At 68.5% G+C, this 18,564-nt stretch carries 14 protein-coding genes; 13 read left to right on the top strand and 1 reads right to left on the bottom strand.

The genetic code is table 11. The annotated features are described in order from the left end of the window. Positions 1 to 28 precede the first annotated feature (28 nt). The 7 genes from E0W78_RS12570 (at position 29) to E0W78_RS12540 (ending at position 8,293) form a co-directional block, all read left to right on the top strand. Positions 29 to 1,459, top strand: a complete 1,431-nt coding sequence (locus E0W78_RS12570; RefSeq protein ID WP_131404303.1) for a hypothetical protein — start codon at positions 29 to 31, stop codon at positions 1,457 to 1,459. A 149-nt stretch (positions 1,460 to 1,608) separates the two neighbouring features. After that, complete coding sequence (locus E0W78_RS12565) at positions 1,609 to 2,883, top strand: N-6 DNA methylase (RefSeq protein WP_131404302.1); 1,275 nt, start codon at positions 1,609 to 1,611, stop codon at positions 2,881 to 2,883. A gap of 5 nt (positions 2,884 to 2,888) precedes the next feature. Further along, positions 2,889 to 4,052 carry a hypothetical protein gene (locus E0W78_RS12560; RefSeq protein WP_131404301.1) on the top strand — a complete coding sequence of 388 codons (1,164 nt, stop codon included), beginning with the start codon at positions 2,889 to 2,891 and terminating at the stop codon, positions 4,050 to 4,052. After that, positions 4,040 to 4,984, top strand: coding sequence for a hypothetical protein (locus E0W78_RS12555; RefSeq protein ID WP_131404300.1), 945 nt, complete (start codon positions 4,040 to 4,042; stop codon positions 4,982 to 4,984). The genes E0W78_RS12560 and E0W78_RS12555 overlap by 13 nt, the downstream gene beginning before the upstream one ends. 137 nt (positions 4,985 to 5,121) lie before the next feature. Further along, positions 5,122 to 6,120, top strand: a complete 999-nt coding sequence (locus E0W78_RS12550; protein WP_131404299.1) for a hypothetical protein — start codon at positions 5,122 to 5,124, stop codon at positions 6,118 to 6,120. A gap of 217 nt (positions 6,121 to 6,337) precedes the next feature. Further along, on the top strand, positions 6,338 to 7,030 hold the full coding sequence (locus E0W78_RS12545; RefSeq protein WP_207392750.1) for a hypothetical protein: 693 nt from the start codon (positions 6,338 to 6,340) through the stop codon (positions 7,028 to 7,030). A gap of 60 nt (positions 7,031 to 7,090) precedes the next feature. Further along, on the top strand, positions 7,091 to 8,293 hold the full coding sequence (locus tag E0W78_RS12540) for a hypothetical protein (protein WP_131404298.1): 1,203 nt from the start codon (positions 7,091 to 7,093) through the stop codon (positions 8,291 to 8,293). Between the two features lie 350 nt (positions 8,294 to 8,643). On the opposite strand, the gene E0W78_RS12535 is transcribed toward E0W78_RS12540, so the two are convergent. Next, positions 8,644 to 9,072 carry an META domain-containing protein gene (locus tag E0W78_RS12535; protein WP_131404297.1) on the bottom strand — a complete coding sequence of 143 codons (429 nt, stop codon included), beginning with the start codon at positions 9,070 to 9,072 and terminating at the stop codon, positions 8,644 to 8,646. Positions 9,073 to 9,302: 230 nt separating this feature from the next. Here E0W78_RS12535 and pstC point away from each other — a divergent pair, with 230 nt between their 5' ends. The 6 genes from pstC to E0W78_RS12505 all read left to right on the top strand — a co-directional run bounded on the left by pstC (position 9,303) and on the right by E0W78_RS12505 (position 18,513). Next, positions 9,303 to 10,283, top strand: a complete 981-nt coding sequence (gene pstC, locus E0W78_RS12530; protein ID WP_242686342.1) for a phosphate ABC transporter permease subunit PstC — start codon at positions 9,303 to 9,305, stop codon at positions 10,281 to 10,283. Then, entirely contained in the window at positions 10,280 to 11,395 is a 1,116-nt protein-coding gene (gene pstA / locus E0W78_RS12525) for a phosphate ABC transporter permease PstA (RefSeq protein WP_131404295.1), read from the top strand. The genes pstC and pstA overlap by 4 nt, the downstream gene beginning before the upstream one ends. Beyond that, a complete protein-coding gene (locus E0W78_RS12520; RefSeq protein WP_131404294.1) occupies positions 11,392 to 13,011 on the top strand; it encodes a phosphate ABC transporter substrate-binding protein PstS in 1,620 nt (539 codons plus the stop codon). Before pstA ends, E0W78_RS12520 begins: the two co-directional genes overlap by 4 nt. Continuing rightward, positions 13,008 to 15,569, top strand: a complete 2,562-nt coding sequence (locus E0W78_RS12515) for a hypothetical protein (protein WP_131404293.1) — start codon at positions 13,008 to 13,010, stop codon at positions 15,567 to 15,569. Before E0W78_RS12520 ends, E0W78_RS12515 begins: the two co-directional genes overlap by 4 nt. 161 nt (positions 15,570 to 15,730) lie before the next feature. Continuing rightward, positions 15,731 to 16,546, top strand: a complete 816-nt coding sequence (locus E0W78_RS12510) for a sortase (protein ID WP_165570499.1) — start codon at positions 15,731 to 15,733, stop codon at positions 16,544 to 16,546. 134 nt (positions 16,547 to 16,680) lie between these two features. Further along, positions 16,681 to 18,513 (top strand): Ig-like domain repeat protein, encoded by a 1,833-nt coding sequence (locus E0W78_RS12505; RefSeq protein ID WP_131404291.1) that lies wholly within the window; start codon positions 16,681 to 16,683, stop codon positions 18,511 to 18,513. Positions 18,514 to 18,564 lie beyond the last annotated feature (51 nt).

Below are 18,564 nucleotides of genomic sequence, written 5' to 3'. Positions count from 1 at the left end.
ACTGCATGGCCCGCATCAGGAGGTATCGGTGACTCGTAAGTCAGCGCTCAAGCTGTCGTTCGCGCCGGACGACTACCTCGCGACGTGGCAACTTCCTACGGCCAAGGGCGGGACGTTCGCGGCGCATGGAGCCCTCACTGTGGAGGCTGGCAAGCCGCCGAAAGGTACGGCTCACGGTGACTTCGACGACGCCCTTGAGCAGTATGCGCCCGGCGTCACGGGATTCCCTCAGCATGTTGACGCTCCGATCCTGACGGGCATCCTGTCGAACGGCGCGAACGTCCTCCTCATCAACGCGCGAGTTACGTACTGGATCTCCAGTCAGGCCATGATCAATGCGGAGGCCGCGATCATAACGCTTGCTGACGTTTCCTCCGACAAAGTGCTCTTCGAACAGGTCGAGGTTCAGATCGGTGGCCTTGACGCCATCGCCGGCGTCTCGCCTATCAAGAGCACCAAGTTCCCGAAGAAGGGCGTGGCGGGAACCTGGGCGGCCGAGTTGGACCCGAAGGACTTCAGGCAAGAGTGGAAGGACGCAGATGCGACCGTGGGTCTGACGTACTTCGGTTCCTTCCGTTCGTTCGATCCCTACTCCTTCGGCATGGGCTTCAGTCCGGTGGCTTGGTGCAAACTCGGGCAGCCACTGCCCCTGCGCCAGATCCTTGATTACTGGATTCAGCCGCTTCGCCGCGTGGTGTCGATCGCCACTGGTCGTGCGGAGGAGATCACGTACCTGACCGTCTACCCCGCTACCGAGGACGATTTTGAGCGGAAGGGCCAGGTGTTCGGTTCGGGAATCACCCAAGAGCCGTACGAGTCGCTGCGCGACGAGATCGACAAGATCAAGTCGCCGCTCAGGCTCAAGTTGGACAGCGTCTCCCTCCTGGAGCTCCTCCGAACCTGGCAGAAGCTCGCGTCGGTCCATCACCCGCTTCTTGAGACGTACGGGTCCATGCTGCATGCGAGGGACCAACACCCGCGGTCGTGGTTCCTTCTGCTTCTTCAGGCGATCGAGGGCACGCACGGGCACGAGACGAAGGCCTCATTCGCCAACCGCCAGAAGAAGCACACGGAAGACCGAGATGAGGTCATCGCTCTGGCGAAGGGCTCGCTCGACACGAAGCAACAGAAGTTCCTGGAGCGCAACATCGGTAAGCGGCCGCCGGGAGGTCTGGAGCCCGCGATCAACTGGTTGGCGAACAAGCTGCCGGGAGACGTGAAGGCGGAACTTGATGGCACACAGCTTATTGCGGCGATGAAGGGGGCGCCGATCAACGCCAAGAACGCCCCAGACGCACTACGGATCATGCGCAACGATCTTGCGCACGGCACGAAGGGCTACGACGCCTACGAGCTGCATCAGGTCGTCGAGGTTCTAGAGCGGATGGTGCGCGCCCATGCCCTCGAATTGCTCGGCTGTCCCAACGATGTCGTCAGCCGTGTGCTTGGGGCATCGTGATCAACCCTGACGACCGGCGTCGACGCCTGATCGCGCAAGACGGACCACGTCGCCGCTCCGGATAGGATCCAGGGCGATCAGACGAGATTGCAGAGCCGACGTGTGATGCTACGTTCCCCGGCTCGCTTAACCGGGAGGAGGGAAACGCTGTGGCGAAGGAACAAGGACGCACGGATCTGCGTGCCGTCCTGCAGGGAGCCGGCTACCGGGTAATCGAGCTTGAGCGCAAGTTGGCGGGTGCTTCAAACCACCGCGCGGACGCCGTCGCCTACGCGTCGAACGCCGACGGTGATCTCGTGCCCTGGCTGGTTGTGGAAGCAAAGCGCGGCAAGACTGCGACGCCGGAGATGGCGTTGCCTCAACTGCTGACCGCGCGCGAGCATCTGGGGACGGTCGAGCACTACGCACTCATCAACGGTGAGTGGTTCCGTGCCGACCGGAGCCTCCGCTCCTTTGAGCGCGTCGATGGCCCTCTGCCGCCGACCCACGGCGACTACGGAGTGCTTGCCGATGTCGCGACAGCAACCTCCCTTTACATGGACCGGCTCTGGTTTGAGGCCAGCAAGGCTCGGGGCAACGGGCCCCGGGTCGATCTGTTCTTTCCCTCAGCAAAAATCCTGGAGGAGACCGCCCGTCCGGGGATCCAGACGGCGGGTGGCGAGTTCGTGCCCGTGCGCGATGACGTGCTGTGGCAAGCGCGCCGTCGGGCGCTAAGCGCGTTCGCACTTCGCGGACCCCAGGGCGGCGCACACACCACGGCGCCGGTCATAGCCGATGCCGTTGCGCGCCTGCTCGGCTCCAAGCTCGTCGGCACGGTGCTGGACCCCTTCTGTGGGACCGGAAACTTCCTCTGGTCCGCCATGGACCGCGCCGCCGAGTTCGACGCACCCGTGGAGTTCGTGGGACAAGAGATCAACGTCGAGTTGGCTGAGCTGGCAGAGCAGATCGGGCGAACGGCCCCGATGCTTACGACGATTACTGCTGGTGACTCGTTTGCGAGCGACTTCCTGCCCGCCGCGGACGCCATCGTGACCGCGCCACCTTTCGGGCCACAGATGCGGCACGACTGGACCCTGCTCGACGGTTCACCGGCCCGTGAGATCGAAACCGCTGCCGTTGACCTTTGTCTGCGGCAGCTCCGGCCCGGCGCGCGCGCCGTGTGCCTGCTGCCGGGCGGCTTCACGTCCAAGAAGTCGCTGGAGTTCTACCGCCGCTTCCTCGCCCGCGACTTCCGCGTCGGCGCCCTCATCGGCCTCCCTGCGGGTGCCGTCGAGGGCACGAACCTTCGTGCCGTGCTACTCGTCGTCGACCGAGCCGAGTCAGGCGAGACGTTTGTGGCGCAGCTCGGTGACGACTGGTCCGCACAGCTGTCTGCGACCGGTGCCGCCATGAACGCCGCTCTGGCGCACCTGGACGGCGAGTAGTCGCCGTGTTCATTAGCGCCATATTGGATCTCCGTGGTGCTCCCAACTGGGATCCGACCCACCTGACTGGCAACGCCTTCCGCTGGCCCAGCACCAACCCTGCCGTCCGGGTTGGGGACCTGGCGACGCGCCTCGCACCACGATCGTTCGCGGCGGCAGGCTCGCCGGTCGTCACTCCCGCAAACGTCGATGGGACAACCGGGAGCATCAAGCGCCGCAGCAAGCAGTACCAGGGATCGGTCTATCAGGCCGGCAGCGAGCTGCGCAGCGGTGACGTCCTGGTGCCACGCGCCGGTACTGGGCCCGCGCTGCTCGTGTCAGAGCGGCTGCGCGGCGCGCTCATATCGCCGCACTTCGCGGCGCTGCGTCCTGTCGATAAGCAGTTCGGCATCTGGTTGTGGGCAGTCATGAGCAGCGACAGCGGCCGGCAGCTGCGTGCCAGCCTCGGCCGCGGAGTCTCGCGCACTGCGGTGGATATCCCCGCGCTGTTCGACGCCCAGGTTCCGGTGCCGCCGCTGGCTGGACTGCACGCACTCATGGAACCTCTGCACGCGGTGGAAGCGACGACTCACAGGGAGGAAGCCGAGGCGATCGAGACCTGGTGGCAAACCACCGACCTGCGTGCGACCGAGTGGCGACTCGCATTGGCTATTCCCGACGCCTCGATCCTCAGCAACGGGTCGGCCTTGCGTGACTTTTGCGGCGAAATCGTGCGGGGCAAGGACACGCGCAGTCACGCACTCGGAGCGGAAACGCCCGGCTACCTGCCAGTCGCCGATGTCTCGATGCTCGGCGGCAAGGCCCCTCGCCGCTGGGTGCCAGGGGACGCTGGCAATCCGACTGTTGCCTACCCGGGTGATCTCATGGTCGCCGGCCTTGGCAAGCTGCCACACGCCCGCATCGCAGATGCCCCCCTCGTGGCCGACAACCACGTGTTCGTTCTTCGCCTGCGCAATCCGGGCGTCGGTCCGGCGCTCGCGCACTATTTGAATGGCCAGGACGCCTATCGACTCCGACAGCTGTTTCTGACGGGAACGACCATCCCGTCGATCAGCGTTGCTGACTTGGCGCGCATTCCAGTTCCCGAATCGGCCCTCGAGCTCCCTGAGGAGCCGAGTGCCCCGCTCCCGCTGTCCGAACGCTTGGAGCAGGTGCTGTGGACGAGCTGACCTGCCGGCTGTCGCCGGCCGTTTTCGCCGAGCTCTACAAGCTGCTCCTCGCCGATACCGCCAGGCAGGAGTTGCTGGAGGACCGGCTCGCGGAGATCGGCTATGACCTCGAGTGGCTGGATGCCCGGGTTGCCGACTACGACGCCAAGTGGGAACTGGACGCTCCGAGCCTTGAGCCTGGCAACGACGACGACTTCGCGATGCCGGTGGAACACGCGCTGCTCGCCACGTGGTTGCTTGCGGGCCTGCGCAACACGGGCGACTCCTACGACTTGTCGACGACGCTTGCCGCCGCCGTGCAGCAGCGGATGGTGGCTTCTGCGCACCAGCTCGGCGCTCGGCCAGCCTCCCTCTCGCCAGTCGTTCGAGGCTGGACGCTCGGCATGGTCGCCGGCGGCATCGATCCGACACTGCCGGTTGTGCTGGCCCACCATCCCGACGACCCGCACATCACCAATGCCTACAAGGGGCTGGTGGCGCACGTGCTCCACCTGGAGCCGGTGCCCGAGCCGTGGCCGGAGTTGGCGGGCGCTGCGCTCTATGTGAGGACTGGTGGACTCGCCGAGGCCTTGCGACCGGCACCGCCGCCGCCTCCGCACCGGGGCCTGCAGTACTCGATCGATCTGCTGATGGGGGAGGCCCGTCCCCAAACGCCGGTTCACATCTGGGAGCGGCTGCGTACCAACTGGCTGCAGTGGGTTGGCCGTCGCAATGTGTTGACGCACGTGAAGCCGAGCGGCGACGGCAGTTCAACCTTCGCGGAGGGCGCCGCGCAGGTTCGGACGTGGTACCAGCTCGAGGCGACCATCCTGGGTGTCACGCAGTTTGTGTGCCAGGAAGTCTCGCTTGAGCTGCTGGACTCGGTGCCTGGCGGTCTGCGCAATGACCCATGGGAGTACATGCAGTACGACGTCAAGACGAGCTGGGACTGACCGGTGTCGCCCGTGTGGGTCGGCGGACGGTGGCCAGTTGCCGAGGCGCCGTAGGCATGTCGCGACCTCGCAACTGATCCAGCGGGGAGGTGAAGCGAACTGGACCACGGCGGCGATCGCTGTCGTAGTTTGACGTGGTGTCTGAGATGAACGTGATGCTGAGTACGTTGCACCTCGTCTACCCGCCGGTGTCGAGCTACGAAGCCGACTCGGTCAAAGTGGATCCGGAGGTGGAGGCGCTGCTTCGTGGGAGTGACTTCTACGTCATGGCGATGCGCCCTGAGGTTGTGTTCGACGACCAGAACATCCAGATCGACGGCGCCGAGTGGACCGTGCCAGTGCTGGGACAGACACACGGCGGGAAGCCGATCGCCGACCAAGTGACGCTCGACATCGCACGCTTCGCTAGCGACCTGCTGGGAGAAGAGCCGGAAAGCATCACCGCTGAGGCCGGCCCGAAGATGCTGCGGTTCTGGGCGGGGACCATGGAGGACTTCGAGGCAGACCAGCTGGAGGGCCCGTTCGAGTGGTTCACGACCGAGAAGCTGCTCCATGACAAAGGCCGTGGAGTCGACGGCATCACCGGGCTGGATCGGCACCGAGACCTCGCCACCTACGAGCTGCTCTACGTCGGGATCGCGAAGAAGACCGATACGTTCGATCGACTCTTCGAGCGAGCCCACCACGCTCGGCAGAAGATCTTGTCCGGCGAGTGGCCGCGTCGCTCAGGTGCCCGGGTGACCGATGAACTGATCCTCTTCCCGTTCCGCGTCGAGCCGACCATCCTCCGCACCCTGGAGCTCGGCGACGAGCCGACCGACACCACCGGCGAAGCCTGGGCGCAGTACAAGAAGCAGGTCGTCGCTGACGCCGAGAAGGCGTTTGTGCACCTGCTCGACCCGCAGTACAACGTCGAGAAGTTCGCGAGCTACCCGAAGGGGGCAGACGGCCTCTACGGCGGAGACCACCAGCGGTACGGCTACCTGATCGCAGAGAACGTCACCTTCACGACCGCGAACGGCACGATGCGGGGATCCTTCGACCCGCGTCTGGGCATGTTCGACGACTCAGCGGACTGGATCTTCGTATCCGGCGATGAGGTCGAACTCGTCGGCCCATCGCAGGGCGACACATGACGTGCCCGAGGGCGATCCCCGGTCCCGATAGAAGCTGATCCCGGGAATCACCTGGCCCCTGGGATGTCGCTTCCATCGTCGGCTTCTCCCGCAGTCCGCCGCCCCCTCCTCACCGAGGCGCGCCCCTCGTCACAGAGCCGGCCAACCAGACGACCGCTTGTGTCGGTGCCCGCACCTACTGTTCTCGACCAGGATCGTGAGAGAAGGAAAGCAGGACATGTCAGATCGGGTCGACGAAGCGCTCAAGCATCGTTACATCTACCTCCCGCGGGGCACGGAGAAGGACACGCTCGGTCCGGGCAAGCAGCTCGGGCTGGACCTCGCGCGGGGTCACGGCGCGCGGCTGACTGTGCTCTCGGCGCAGAAGAGCGGCGCCACCGACCATGCGGAGCTGGCAAAGCAGAGCATCGTGACGGAGCGCAGCGGCTACATCGAGGATGGCGGAGTCGTTCTGGCATGGTGTCCGCGCCACAAGACGATGGAGAAGCTGCACCATCTGGAGAAGAGCGTCGTGGTGCTCGTGGAGTGGATCCCGGGCGAGATGGAGGCGTGGGCCAAGCTCAACCGCGCGTACAACATCGTCACCGGTGAAGTCATTGACGCTGCCCTCAGTGACCAGGCCGCGGAGATCCTCGAGCGCATCGTGCAGGAGGGGTACAAGGGGTGGACGGACAGCATCTCCGAGCGGATGGTGAGCGGCTGGCTCAACGACCTTGCAGCTCGTAACGAATACGACCATGATCTGGTGCTTGCCTACGTTAGGCAGACGAAGCACGAGTCGAGTATCGAGCGTCTGCAAAAGATCATCGGCAAGTTCGAGGCGAGTAGTGGTCACACGCATGCGAGTTCTCGTCGCGGGAGTTGTGATCACGCATCGTCGCGGTCACAGAGACTTCTCGCACGCCGCTGATTCCTGATTGCTTTGGAACGAGCCTAGATACGCTCGCGGCGGCGAGAGGAGAGCCTCGGGATGGATAGCGAGATCGAGTTGGTCAGTGACGGTGAGGGCGTTGTCGTCACGGGCAATCGCGCGACCGTCGAGCGGTTCTTGGATGGGGCCGGACTGCTTCAGCAGGCCCGCGAGTTTGCGTTGGGCAGGCTCAGCAACACGCTGCGTGCTGGCTCCGACCTCGCCGAGTTGGCGTCGGGCATTGCGGAGCAGTCGGCGATGTACCTCAAGCTCACACCGGAGTCCACCAAAACGCTGAAGGACGCTGGCGGTCTCATGAAGACCAAGACCGAGGGCGTCAGCCACGCCATGCTCGGAGACCCCGGCAACATCGGCAAGTGGCTTCAGGTGGAGGACGGACCGGCGTCGCTGCTCACCAACCCAGCCGTCCTTTCGGGTGTTGGTGGCTTGATGGGCCAACTCGCGCAGCAGGCCGAGGCGCAGGAGCTAAAGGCGCTGCTGATCAAGATCGACGCCAAGCTCGATGACGTGCGGCGCGGGCAGCGCAATGCCGTTCTTGCCAAGGTGGGGAGGGCCGCCGAAGCCATCGAGGAAGCCATGACCATCCACGAGCACGAGGGAGACCCCAAGACGCTGTGGAGCAAGGTCAACGGCGAGTCGGGCACCATCTTGGAGGTCCAGCGCGCAGCACTTCTCGCCCTTGGTGATCTCGCCGAGAAGGTACAAGACGTCAACCGGCCCGGTCAGCTCAAGAAGTTGATGTGCGAACTCGAGCAAGAGGTGGGACTGCAGCTTTCCGTCCTGGCTCGCTGCTTTGAGCTGCAGGATCAGTTCCGCGTCATCGAGCTCGACTACGTCCTCGCGACAGCACCTGAAAGGCTGGACGGACATCGCAGCGGAGTCGCGGAAGCGCGAGAGAACCGCCGGGCGCGTGTGCTGGAAACCACCTCGCGCCTCATGGACCAGCTGACGGCCACTGGCGGGATCGCCAACGAGAACGTCCTCCTGCACGCGCGAGCGGCCAGCTCGGTGTTTTCGTCGCTCAACACCATCGGAACGAGTCTCGACGAGTTCCACGCGCCCTTGAACATTGCTGTGAGCGATCGTGAGGCCTTGAGCGCAACTCCTTGGCGCGCCGCGATGCGCGACCCTCAGCAACTCAAGACTGCCGGGACGGAAGTGAGCCAGAAGGCTCTCGTAGTCGGAGGTGGGATTGCTCTCCTCGCCGTTGGCAAGGACAAGCTGTCTAAGCCAAGTGCGTGACCCGTGCTGACTGCATCTCCGAGCACGTCAGTGCTGCAGGCCGGCCCGCCGGATGATGGCCCGCACCGTCTCAACGTGGATGCCGTAGACGCGCGCGAGCTCCTTCTTGAAGGCGCCAGCCTCTTAGCCCTCGGCCAGCTCGGCCTGCTGCCGGTCTGACAGGCGGACCTGCTTCTGACGCGATCCCGACTCCGCCTCGGACGCCGGGTCGTTCGTCCTGACCTGCGACGATGCTGACGCGAGCATCCGGCGCAGGCGGGGGTCGGGGTTCGATAGTTGTCCTGTTAGGTCCACCACCACCCGCAGCAGGCCCGCCGGAGACGGCGGGCCTGCTGCGTTTCCGAGGGTCTTCAGCTGTCGGCTCGGGTGAGCGTCGCGATCGTCCTGCCGCTGGCGTCCCGGGCCTCCAGCCGGTCGCCGGCGAGCACGAGCGACCGGGTGTCGTGCAGCTGCTGCACCGCCGTCTGCTGCCCGTCCTGGGTGCACGAGGCGTACGAGGTGGCGGCCAGCGCGTCGAGCCGCACGACCCTCTGAGCGTCGAGCCTCCAGGTGCCGGACATGGGGTTGCACCCGTCGTGTCCCTCGACCTCTCCGCCGGACCGGAGAGTGACGGAAGGCGTGGTGACGGCGCTCGTCCCGTCCCAGGTCCACGTGCCGAGGACGTCCGCGGAGCTCATGGCCGGTGACGACGTGCCCGGACGGTCGGCATCGGCGGCGCACCCGACGACGAGACCGATGCTGAGCAAGGCGGTCGCGGGGCGCAGCCGAGGGGTCGTCATGGCGGCACGCTACGGCGATCCACGGCGCGCCGGCGGTGGCCGTGCCTGGGCATCTGCGGGTCTCGGACGGACGTCCGAACGGCGCGTCCGGAACCCGCCGTCGAGCGTTCACGGCCCGTTCATCGCAAGCCCCGCGCACCCGTCCCGGCCGTCCCTAGTGTTCTCGCGTCATGCCCGCGCGAGGAGACGGAGACGCAGTGTCGACATGGGTGCGGACGGCCGAGCCGTCCGTGGATGCGGACGCCCCCCGGCGTCTCGTCGGGGCCGAGAGCGGCGCCGACCGCGCCTTCGTCGTCTCGATGCGGGCGATCGGCACCACGGTGCTGCTGATCACCGGCGGGATCGGGCTGTTCCTGGCGCTGCAGGCGTGGCCGACGCTGCGCCACTACGGGCTCTCGTTCTTCACCGAGACGCAGTGGGAGCCGGAGGCTGACGTCATCGGCATCGGCTCGGTGCTGGTCGGGACGTTCAGCGTGGCGCTGGTGGCGCTCGTCGTGGCGTTCCCGCTGGCGCTGCTCACCGCGCTGTACATCAGCGAGTACGCGCCGGCCCGGCTGCGCGGCCTGCTCGTCTCGATGGTCGACCTCATGGCCGCGGTGCCGAGCATCATCTACGGCCTGTGGGGCTTCTTCGTGCTGCAGCCGCACGCGTCGGCGATCGCCCACTGGCTGCACGTCCACCTGGGCTGGATCCCGTTCTTCACCGTCGAGGCCGACGCGGACGCCGCGGTCTGGGAGCAGAGCCGCTACACCGCCTCGGCCTTCGTGGCCGGGCTCGCCGTCGCGATGATGGTGATCCCGATGGCGTGCGCCGTCATGCGTCAGGTGTTCAGCCAGGCGCCGACGGGGGAGCGGGAGGCGGCGCTCGCGCTGGGCGCGACGCGCTGGGGCATGATCCGCTCGGTCGTCCTGCCGTTCGGCCGCGGCGGGATCATCGGCGGCACGATGCTCGGGCTGGGCCGGGCGCTCGGCGAGACCATCGCCGTCCTGCTCATCATCTCGCCGGCCTTCGACCTCAAGATCCGCGTGCTGGAGGTCGGCACCAACACCGTCTCGGCGCTCATCGCCGGACGCTTCGGCGAGGCCAACGGCGCCCAGCTCGCCGCGCTGCTGACCGCCGGGTTCGTCCTGTTCGTCATCACGCTCATCATCAACACGCTCGCCGCGGTCGTCGTCGCCCGCAGCCGTTCCGGGGCGGAGACCGACGCATGACCATCCTCGACAGCCCGCCGCCCGCCGGCGGCACGACGGTCCGCCACGAGCCGCCGTCGCTGGACGCCGGTCCCGCGCCGCGTCCGCTCACCACCACGACCGCGGAGGACCGCCTGGTCATGGCCGGGTCGTGGGTCGCCGGTTTCGCGATGGCCTGGTTGCTGACGCAGCGGCTGCTGCCGTGGCAGGGCGGGCTCGTGCTCGGGCTCACCACGTTCGCCTGCTCGATGGCCGTGCTCGCCGTGGCCTCGGCGATGACGACGTCCGCCTCGGTCGTCCGGGACCGGCTGGCCAGCACGACGGTGCACGCGGCGGCGGCCGTCGTCGGTGCCGCGCTGGTGTGGACGATCGGCTTCATCTTCGCCCGAGGGCTCGAGGCGCTGCCGCACCTGAACCTCATCACCGAGGACATGTCCGGTGTCGGTCCGCGCGACCCGTTCGACCGCGGCGGCATCCTGCACGCGATCGCCGGCTCGCTCATCCAGGTCGGCATCGCCGTCGCGATCACGGTGCCGCTCGGCATCGGCACGGCGGTGTTCATGACCGAGGTCGGCGGCCGGTACGCGCGCATCGTCCGCACCGTCGTCGAGGCGATGACCGCGCTGCCGTCGATCGTCGCCGGCCTGTTCATCTACACGACCCTGATCATCGGGCTCGGCGTCGACCGCTCCGGCCTGGCCGCCGCGATGGCGCTCGCGGTGATGATGCTGCCGATCATCGCGCGGGCCTCGGACGTCGTGCTGCGGGTCGTGCCCGGCGGCCTGCGCGAGGCCAGCCTCGCGCTCGGGGCCTCGCGCTGGCGGACGGTCTGGCACGTCGTGCTGCCCACGGCGCGGCCGGGCCTGGCCACCGCGCTCATCCTCGGCATCGCCCGCGGCATCGGCGAGACCTCGCCGGTGCTGCTCACCTCCGGCGCGGCCTCGTTCCTGGTCGTCGACCCCACCGACGGCGTCATGAACTCCCTGCCGCTGTTCATCTACACCACCGTGCGCAGCGGCGAGCCGATGTACATCGCCCGCGCGTTCGCCGCCGCCACCGTCCTGCTCGTCATCGTGCTGGCGCTGTTCGTCGCCGCCCGCCTGCTCGCTCGTCCCCCGAAAGGCCTCCGATGAAGCTCCGTCCCACCCGTCGCGGACGCACGAGGGCGGTCCTCGCCGTCCTGCTGTCGCTCGCCGTGACGGTCGTCCTGGCCCGTCCGGCCGACGCGGCCTACGCCCAGATCGAGGGCTCCGGCTCCACCTGGTCGGAGGTGATCCTGCAGCAGTGGATCGCCGACGTCGACGCCAACGGCATGAAGGTCACCTACAACGGCGGCGGCTCGTCGCAGGGCCGCAAGGCGTTCGGCCAGAACGTCACCGACTTCGGCATCACCGAGATCCCCTACCAGGGCAAGGACGAGTTCGGGAACGTCGACTCGGCGGGCTCGCGCGAGTTCGCCTACATGCCGATCATCGCCGGCGGCACGGCCTTCACCTACCAGCTCACGGTCGGAGGGAAGCTGGTCAAGAACCTGCGACTGTCCGGCGAGACGATCGCGAAGATCTTCACCAACCAGATCACCAACTGGAACGACCCGGCGATCAAGAAGGACAACAACGGCCGCGTCTTCCCGTCGCTGAAGATCACCCCGGTGCTGCGCTCGGACGGCTCGGGCACGACGGCTCAGTTCACGACCTGGCTGGACAAGCAGTACCCCGCCATCTGGCGCGGGTTCTTCGGTCGCTCGGGCCTGACGTCGTACTTCCCGCGCAAGGGGGCGGCGATCGCGGCCGCAGGCTCGGACCAGGTGATGAACACCATCGCCAGCGCCTCGGGCAACGGGCACATCGGCTACGTCGAGTACTCGTACCCGGTCAACAAGAAGTACCCGGTGGTGAAGGTGCTCAACAAGGCCGGCTACTACGTCGAGCCCACGCAGTACAACGTCGCGGTCGCGCTGACCCGGGCGAAGATCAACCAGGACAAGGGCTCGGACAAGTACCTGACCCAGATCCTCGACGGCGTCTACAGCGCCACGGACCCGCGCGCGTACCCGCTGTCGTCCTACTCGTACATGCTGCTGCCGACCGGGGCGAAGGACCAGCGAATGACCACCGCGAAGCGGCAGACGCTCGCGGACTTCATGTTCTACTCCCTGTGCGAGGGACAGTCGAAGGCCGGGGCGTACGGCTACTCGCCGCTGCCGCTCAACCTCGTCCAGGCCGGGTTCGACCAGCTCAAGAAACTGAAGACGGCCGACCCCAAGGTCGACATCGCCGGACGCTCCGTGACGCGGTGCAACAACCCCACCTTCGTCGCCGGCAACCTCAGCAAGAACAAGCTCGCCGAGGTGGCTCCGCAGCCGGCGGCGTGCGACAAGCAGGGCGCGGGCCCGTGTGGTGGTGGCACCGGCACCGCCCCGACGTCCACCGAGGAGGCTTCTGCCGCTTCAGGTGACGACAAGGGCACCGCCTCGCCGGGGACCACCCCCGCCGCTGGCACGCCGGGGGCCCCGGCAGACGCTGCGGTCCCCGGTGCCTCCGGCGTGGTCGACCCGGTCACGGGCGCACCCCAGGCGGCGACCGCCACGGGTGGAGGCGACGTGACGGCGGTGCCGGTGGAGCTCCTGGCCGGTCGAGCCGGTGACGAGCGCGTCTTCGGTGCGCTCGCGGCCGTCGAGCTCGTCGCCCTGGTCGTCGTCCCGGGCATGCTGGCTGCGCTCCTGCGCAAGCGCAGGAGGAACGCATGAGGCGCGCAGTCCTGGTGCTCACCGCCGTCCTGACGGTGGGTGCCCTGGTCAGTCCCGGCGGAGCGACCGCCGACACGTCCGACGCCTTCTCCGCGACGAAGAGCATGGAACGCGTCTTCGAGGAGGACGGCGACCGAGTCGTGGTGGACGAGCGGACCGTGACCGTGAAGGTCGACCACACGAAGAACCTGCGTGGTCGCGAGCGGGTCCAGGTCTCCTGGTCCGGTGCCCACCCGAGCGGTGGACGCGCCACGAACCCGTTCGGCGAGAAGGGTCTCGACCAGGAGTACCCGGTCGTGGTGCTGCAGTGCCGGGGTCGAGACGACTCCTCGCTCCCCGCGGCGCGGCGCCTCGCCCGTGAGACGTGCTGGACCTCGACACCTCGACAGCGGTCGGTGCAGGCGTCGGAGCGCACGGCCCTGTGGCGGCAGGACGCCTTCGCGTCCGCGGCCGACCGGGAGCCCAAGTCGGGCTTGAGCCCGTTCCCGAGCGAGCGGTGCGACGACGTCGAACGTCTCTCGTCGCGCGTGACCCCCTTCAAGGCCGCGTCCGGGACGGTGCACCTCTCGTGCAGCGCCACGACGATGGCCCCGGAGGCCGCCGCCGACGCGGCCTTCCCGCCGGCCGAGGTCGCTGCCTTCACCGACGTCGACGGGAACGGCCGGGTGAGCTTCGAGGTGCGCACCGCCACCGAGAACGAGTCGCTCGGGTGCAGCTCGACCACGCCGTGTTCTCTCGTCGTCATCCCCATCATGGGCATCAGCTGTGCCGACGACGCCAGCAACGAGTGCCTGAAGACCGGTCAGTTCGCACCGGGGTCGAGCAACTACTCCGGAGAAGGAGTCGACGCCGCGGTCTCGCCGGTCTACTGGTGGGCCGAGTCGAACTGGCGCAACCGGATCTCCGTCCCCTTGACCTTCGCCACGGAGCCCGACGTCTGCGACGTCAAGGACTCACGCGCCCCGACCGCGTTCTACGGCTCGGAGCTGCTCAGCCAGGCCTCCACGCAGTGGGCGCCGGCCTACTGCCTGAAGAGGGATCGCTTCAAGTTCCAGCACAACCGCATGGCCGACGGCGCCGCCTTCGCGCTGATGGAGAGGGGCGACGCCGCTGCTGCCTTCGTGTCGGGTGGGCAGGAGGCCGCGAGCGACACACGTGTCGGCTACGCCCCGACGGCGGTGACCGGCTTCGCCGTCTCGTACGTCATCGACCGCCCTGACAACGCGGGCGAGCTGGGCGAGCTGAGGCTGACGCCTCGCCTGCTGGCCAAGCTGATCACGCAGTCGTACACCGGATCGACCATCGGTCAGCAGCACCCCGGGATGGCCAAGAATCCGATGTCCATCAACCAGGACCCGGAGTTCAAGGCGCTCAACCCCGGCCTGGACTCGATCGCTCGGGAGGCCGGGGCCGCCCTGCTGTCGTTGTCGGAGGCGTCGGACGTCGTCGAGAGCATCACGACCTACATCGCGTCCGATCCCGAGGCGGCCGCCTTCGTGAAGGGTCAGGCCGACCCGTGGGGGATGGTCGTGAACCCGAGCTACCGCGCGATCAAGCTGCCGGTGGACGAGTGGCCGCTGCTGGACAAGTTCGTGCCGACCTCGACCCAGGAGTGCCGTCGCCAGATCAGCACGCCGTACATGACCCAGCTCGCGGCGCCCATCAGCTCGCTGCGCAAGATCGCCGAAGCCGTGCTGGACGGATGGCCGAACGTGCAGACGAAGTGCACGAGGTCGAGCGTCTCCGACCCGTGGAAGATGGGTCGCGTCGACCGTCAGGGCATCGGCAGCCGCTTCATGCTGGGCGTGGTCGGGCTGGGCGACGCCGCTCGTCTGGACCTGCGCACCGCGTCGCTGCAGACGAAGGTCACGCGCGGCAGCGGGACGGCCTTCACGGACGCCTCGGGGCGCAGCTTCGTCGAGCCGACGAGCTCGGCCGTCCTGGCTGCCGTGCGGACCGCACGGCGGAGCGAACAGCCCTTCGGGGCCTTCGCGCTCGGCCCGGCCACCACAGGTGCCAACGCCAAGGCGTACCCGGGCGCGATGATCGTCTACACCGCGGCTCGTCTCGAGGGGATGGCGAAGGCGGACGCCCGCAAGGTCGCGCAGTTCATCCGCGTCTCGACGACGGAGGGCCAGAGGGCTGGGGCCGCGAACGGACAGCTCCCGCGTGGGTTCGTCCCGATCACCCGGAACGGTGCCACGGCGGCGCTGTGGAAGCAGGCCGACGCCGTGGCGGACGCGGTCGAGTCCCAGACGCCGTCGGCGGCCGACGAGGACGGTGAGGACGAGACCACGCCGGAGAAGGAGTCCCCGGGTGGTGGTGCCCCGGCGCCGCCCGGCGCAGCCCCGGGGGCGGACGTCCCCGCGGCAGGCCCGGCCGTCGCGCCGCCGAACGCACCCGCCGCCACCACGACGCTGGAGACGGCGCCCACCGCTGCGACGACCTCGTCGACCGGACGCCTGCTCATGGCGGGCCTGCTGGGTGTGCTGCTCCTCGCCGGGTTCGGTGCCCCGGCCGTCCGGGTCGTCGCCCTGGTGCGAGGAGGGCGTCGATGAGCGCGGTCGTGGAGGTCGCGCCGACGCCGTTGCCCGACCCGGAGCCGGAGGCGCCCGAGGGCCGTCGGCGTGCGCCGCGCGAGCCGTTCCGGCGCGCTCGCGCGCTCTGGACGGGCGTTCGTGCGGCTGAACGCCGGGGGGTGCCGGACGAGGTGTCGGTCGTGACCTCGTCGCTGACCGTCCTGGCGGTCGTGTGCGCCTGGCTCCTGCTGCAGCTGCTGCTGCTCAGCGGGCTGGCCCAGGACCGTGGTCAGACCATCCTTCACGACCAGCTGCGGTCCGACCTCGCGGCCGCCACCGCACCGATCGGCGGCATCGTGAGGCCCGGCACGCCGGTGGCCCAGCTGGCCATCCCGGCGATCGACCTGGAACAGGTCGTCGTCGAAGGCACGTCAGCCGGACAGCTCGCCGACGCACCCGGGCATCGACGGGACACCGTCATGCCCGGACAGCAGGGAACCGCCGTGGTCTACGGCCGAGCGGTGACCCACGGCGGCCCGTTCGGGAGCGTCACGTCGTTGCGCAAGGGCGACGTGATCGAGGCGACGACCGGCCAGGGCGTCGCGCGGTACACGGTGACGGGCGTCCGCCGAGCGGGCGACCCGCTGCCTCAGCCACTCGCGGCCGGGAAGGGACGACTCACGTTGGTGACGGCCGAAGGTGACGGACGTCTGGCCGCGCTCTCGGCCGGCTCGGCCGTCTACGTCGACGCCGACCTCGCCACCGAGGCGCAACCCGTGCCGGCCGGACGGCTCAACGCCGTCACCGACGCCGAGCTGCCCATGGGGACCGACACCAGTGCGATGGCAGCGCTCGCGCTGGCCCTGGGCGGGCTGCTCGCGGTGGCCGTGGGGCTGACCTGGCTGACGCGGCGCGTCGGTGCGCCGCTGGCCTGGGTGCTGGGCATCGCTCCGCTGCTCGCGACCGCCTGGGTGGCCGGTGACATGGCCGTCCACCTGCTCCCGAACCTGCTCTGACGCGGAACGCCGGGTGGCCGTCGAGCGGTCACCCAGTGTTCATCGCAAACCTCCCGCGTTTCCCGAGCCGGTCCATAACGTCTCGACCGGTGGCCGGCGAACGACCGGCCTGAACCCCTCTCGAAGGACACGACATGATTCGCACCCGCGTCTCGGCCCTCGCGGCCGGCGCTGCCCTGGTGGCGGGCACGTTGGCCGTCACCACCGGAACGGCCCACGCCGCGAACGATTTCGACCCGACGTTCACTCCCGTCGCCGGCGACATCGTGGGAACCGGTTCGGACACCACCCAGGCGGCCATGGCCTACGCTGCGCAGGCCTACAACGTCGGCAAGCCCGCCGGTTCGCGCCTCGCCTCGTTCGCCGCGATCGGCGATCCGTCCTCGGTCGTCCTGCGTCAGGGTGGAACGCCCGTCCTGCGCACCGACATCGCGAGCTCGGGCAAGGGCAAGGCCCGCCTCGTCGCGGGAACCAACGACCCCAACGTCGACTACGCGCGCTCGTCGTCGTCGATCTCGGCCAGCGACAGCTCGCTGTTCCAGGCGGCGTTCGCGGTCGACGGCCTGAAGATGGCCGTCAAGGCCACGGGCTCGAACGCCCCCGCCACCCTGACGCCGGCCCAGGTGCTCGGGATCTACGAGGGCACCTACACCAACTGGAGCCAGCTGGGCGGCAAGCCCGGCACCATCAAGGCCCTCATCCCCTTCGCGGGCTCCGGCACGCGCACCTTCTTCGAGGCGCAGCTCAAGGCGGCCAAGAACGGCGTCGACCTGGCGCTGTCGAACCAGCTCGTCGAGGTGCAGGAGCACAGCGACGGCGAGATCAAGAACGACGAGAACGCCATCGCCCCGTTCTCGACCGGCCGGGCCAAGTCGACCTCGACGATCACGCTGCTCGGCGGCTTCGCCCCGGAGCGCCCCATGTACAACCTCGTCCGCAAGACGGACCTGAACGGCGCTCTCGGCGACAAGCTCGAGGGGATCTTCGGTGAGGACGGGTTCCTCTGCTCGGCGGAGGGCAAGGCGGCCATCGAGAAGGCCGGCTTCCTGCAGCTCGCGTCGACCGACCGCGGCGGTGTGTGCGGCGAGTGGCTCGAGGGTGCGACCAACAACTTCAAGACCTCCGACGACGCGGCGGCCGCCACGTCGACGTCGCTGAAGGTCGCGGCGCTGGGCAAGCGCCAGGTGCGTCTGACGGCCGCGGTGAAGTCCACGGTGTCGGTCCAGGGCTCGGTGGAGTTCACCGAGAACGGCACGTCGCTCGGCAAGGCCGTGGTCGCCGGTGGCGTCGCCAACCTGACGCTGTCGAACGTCGCGCCCGGTGCGCACACCTACGCGGCGGCGTTCACGCCCCGCGACGTCCTGTCGCAGCACGCCTCCACGGCGGCCGCGGTCAAGGTCACGGTCAAGACGCCGGTCGCGCTGAGCGTCGCCTCGGCCCGCACCGCCTACGGCCGCGCGGTCGCGCTGTCGGTCAAGGCCAGCGCTCCGGTCAACGGCGCCGCGACGGTCACCGTCGGCGGCCGTGCCTACCGCACCGCGTTCGCGAAGGGCGCCGCGCGCGTCATCGTCCCGGCCGGAGTCGCCGCGGGCACGCAGCGCCTGACGGTCGCCTTCGGCGGCAGCGTCACGCACGACGCCGCGACCGCGGCGGGCACGGTCTCGGTGGCCAAGGCCGCCGGCGTCGTGACCGCGAAGCTCTCGGCGACGCGCATCAAGGCCACCAAGCGCGGCTCGGTCACCGTCACGGTCGTCCCGAGCGGTGCGGCCAAGGGGACGCCGGTCACCGGCAAGGTCACCATCAAGCGCGGCTCGAAGACGGTCGGCACGGCCGTCCTGCGCGGCGGCAAGGCCACGGTCAAGCTCGCGAAGCTCAAGAAGGGCTCGCACAAGCTGACCGTCGTCTACTCCGGTGACCGCAACGTCGCGCCCGCCAAGGGAAAGACGCTGAAGCTCACCGTCCGCTGAGCACCACCCACCCCGGCCGGGTCGGCGTCCTCGTGACGCCGGCCCGGCTCG

The sequence above is a fragment of the Aeromicrobium sp. IC_218 genome (genome assembly GCF_004336805.1).
GTDB lineage: Bacteria > Actinomycetota > Actinomycetes > Propionibacteriales > Nocardioidaceae > Aeromicrobium.
Note: the sequence above shows the minus strand (reverse complement) of the source record. Positions and strands in the feature narration are given on the sequence as shown.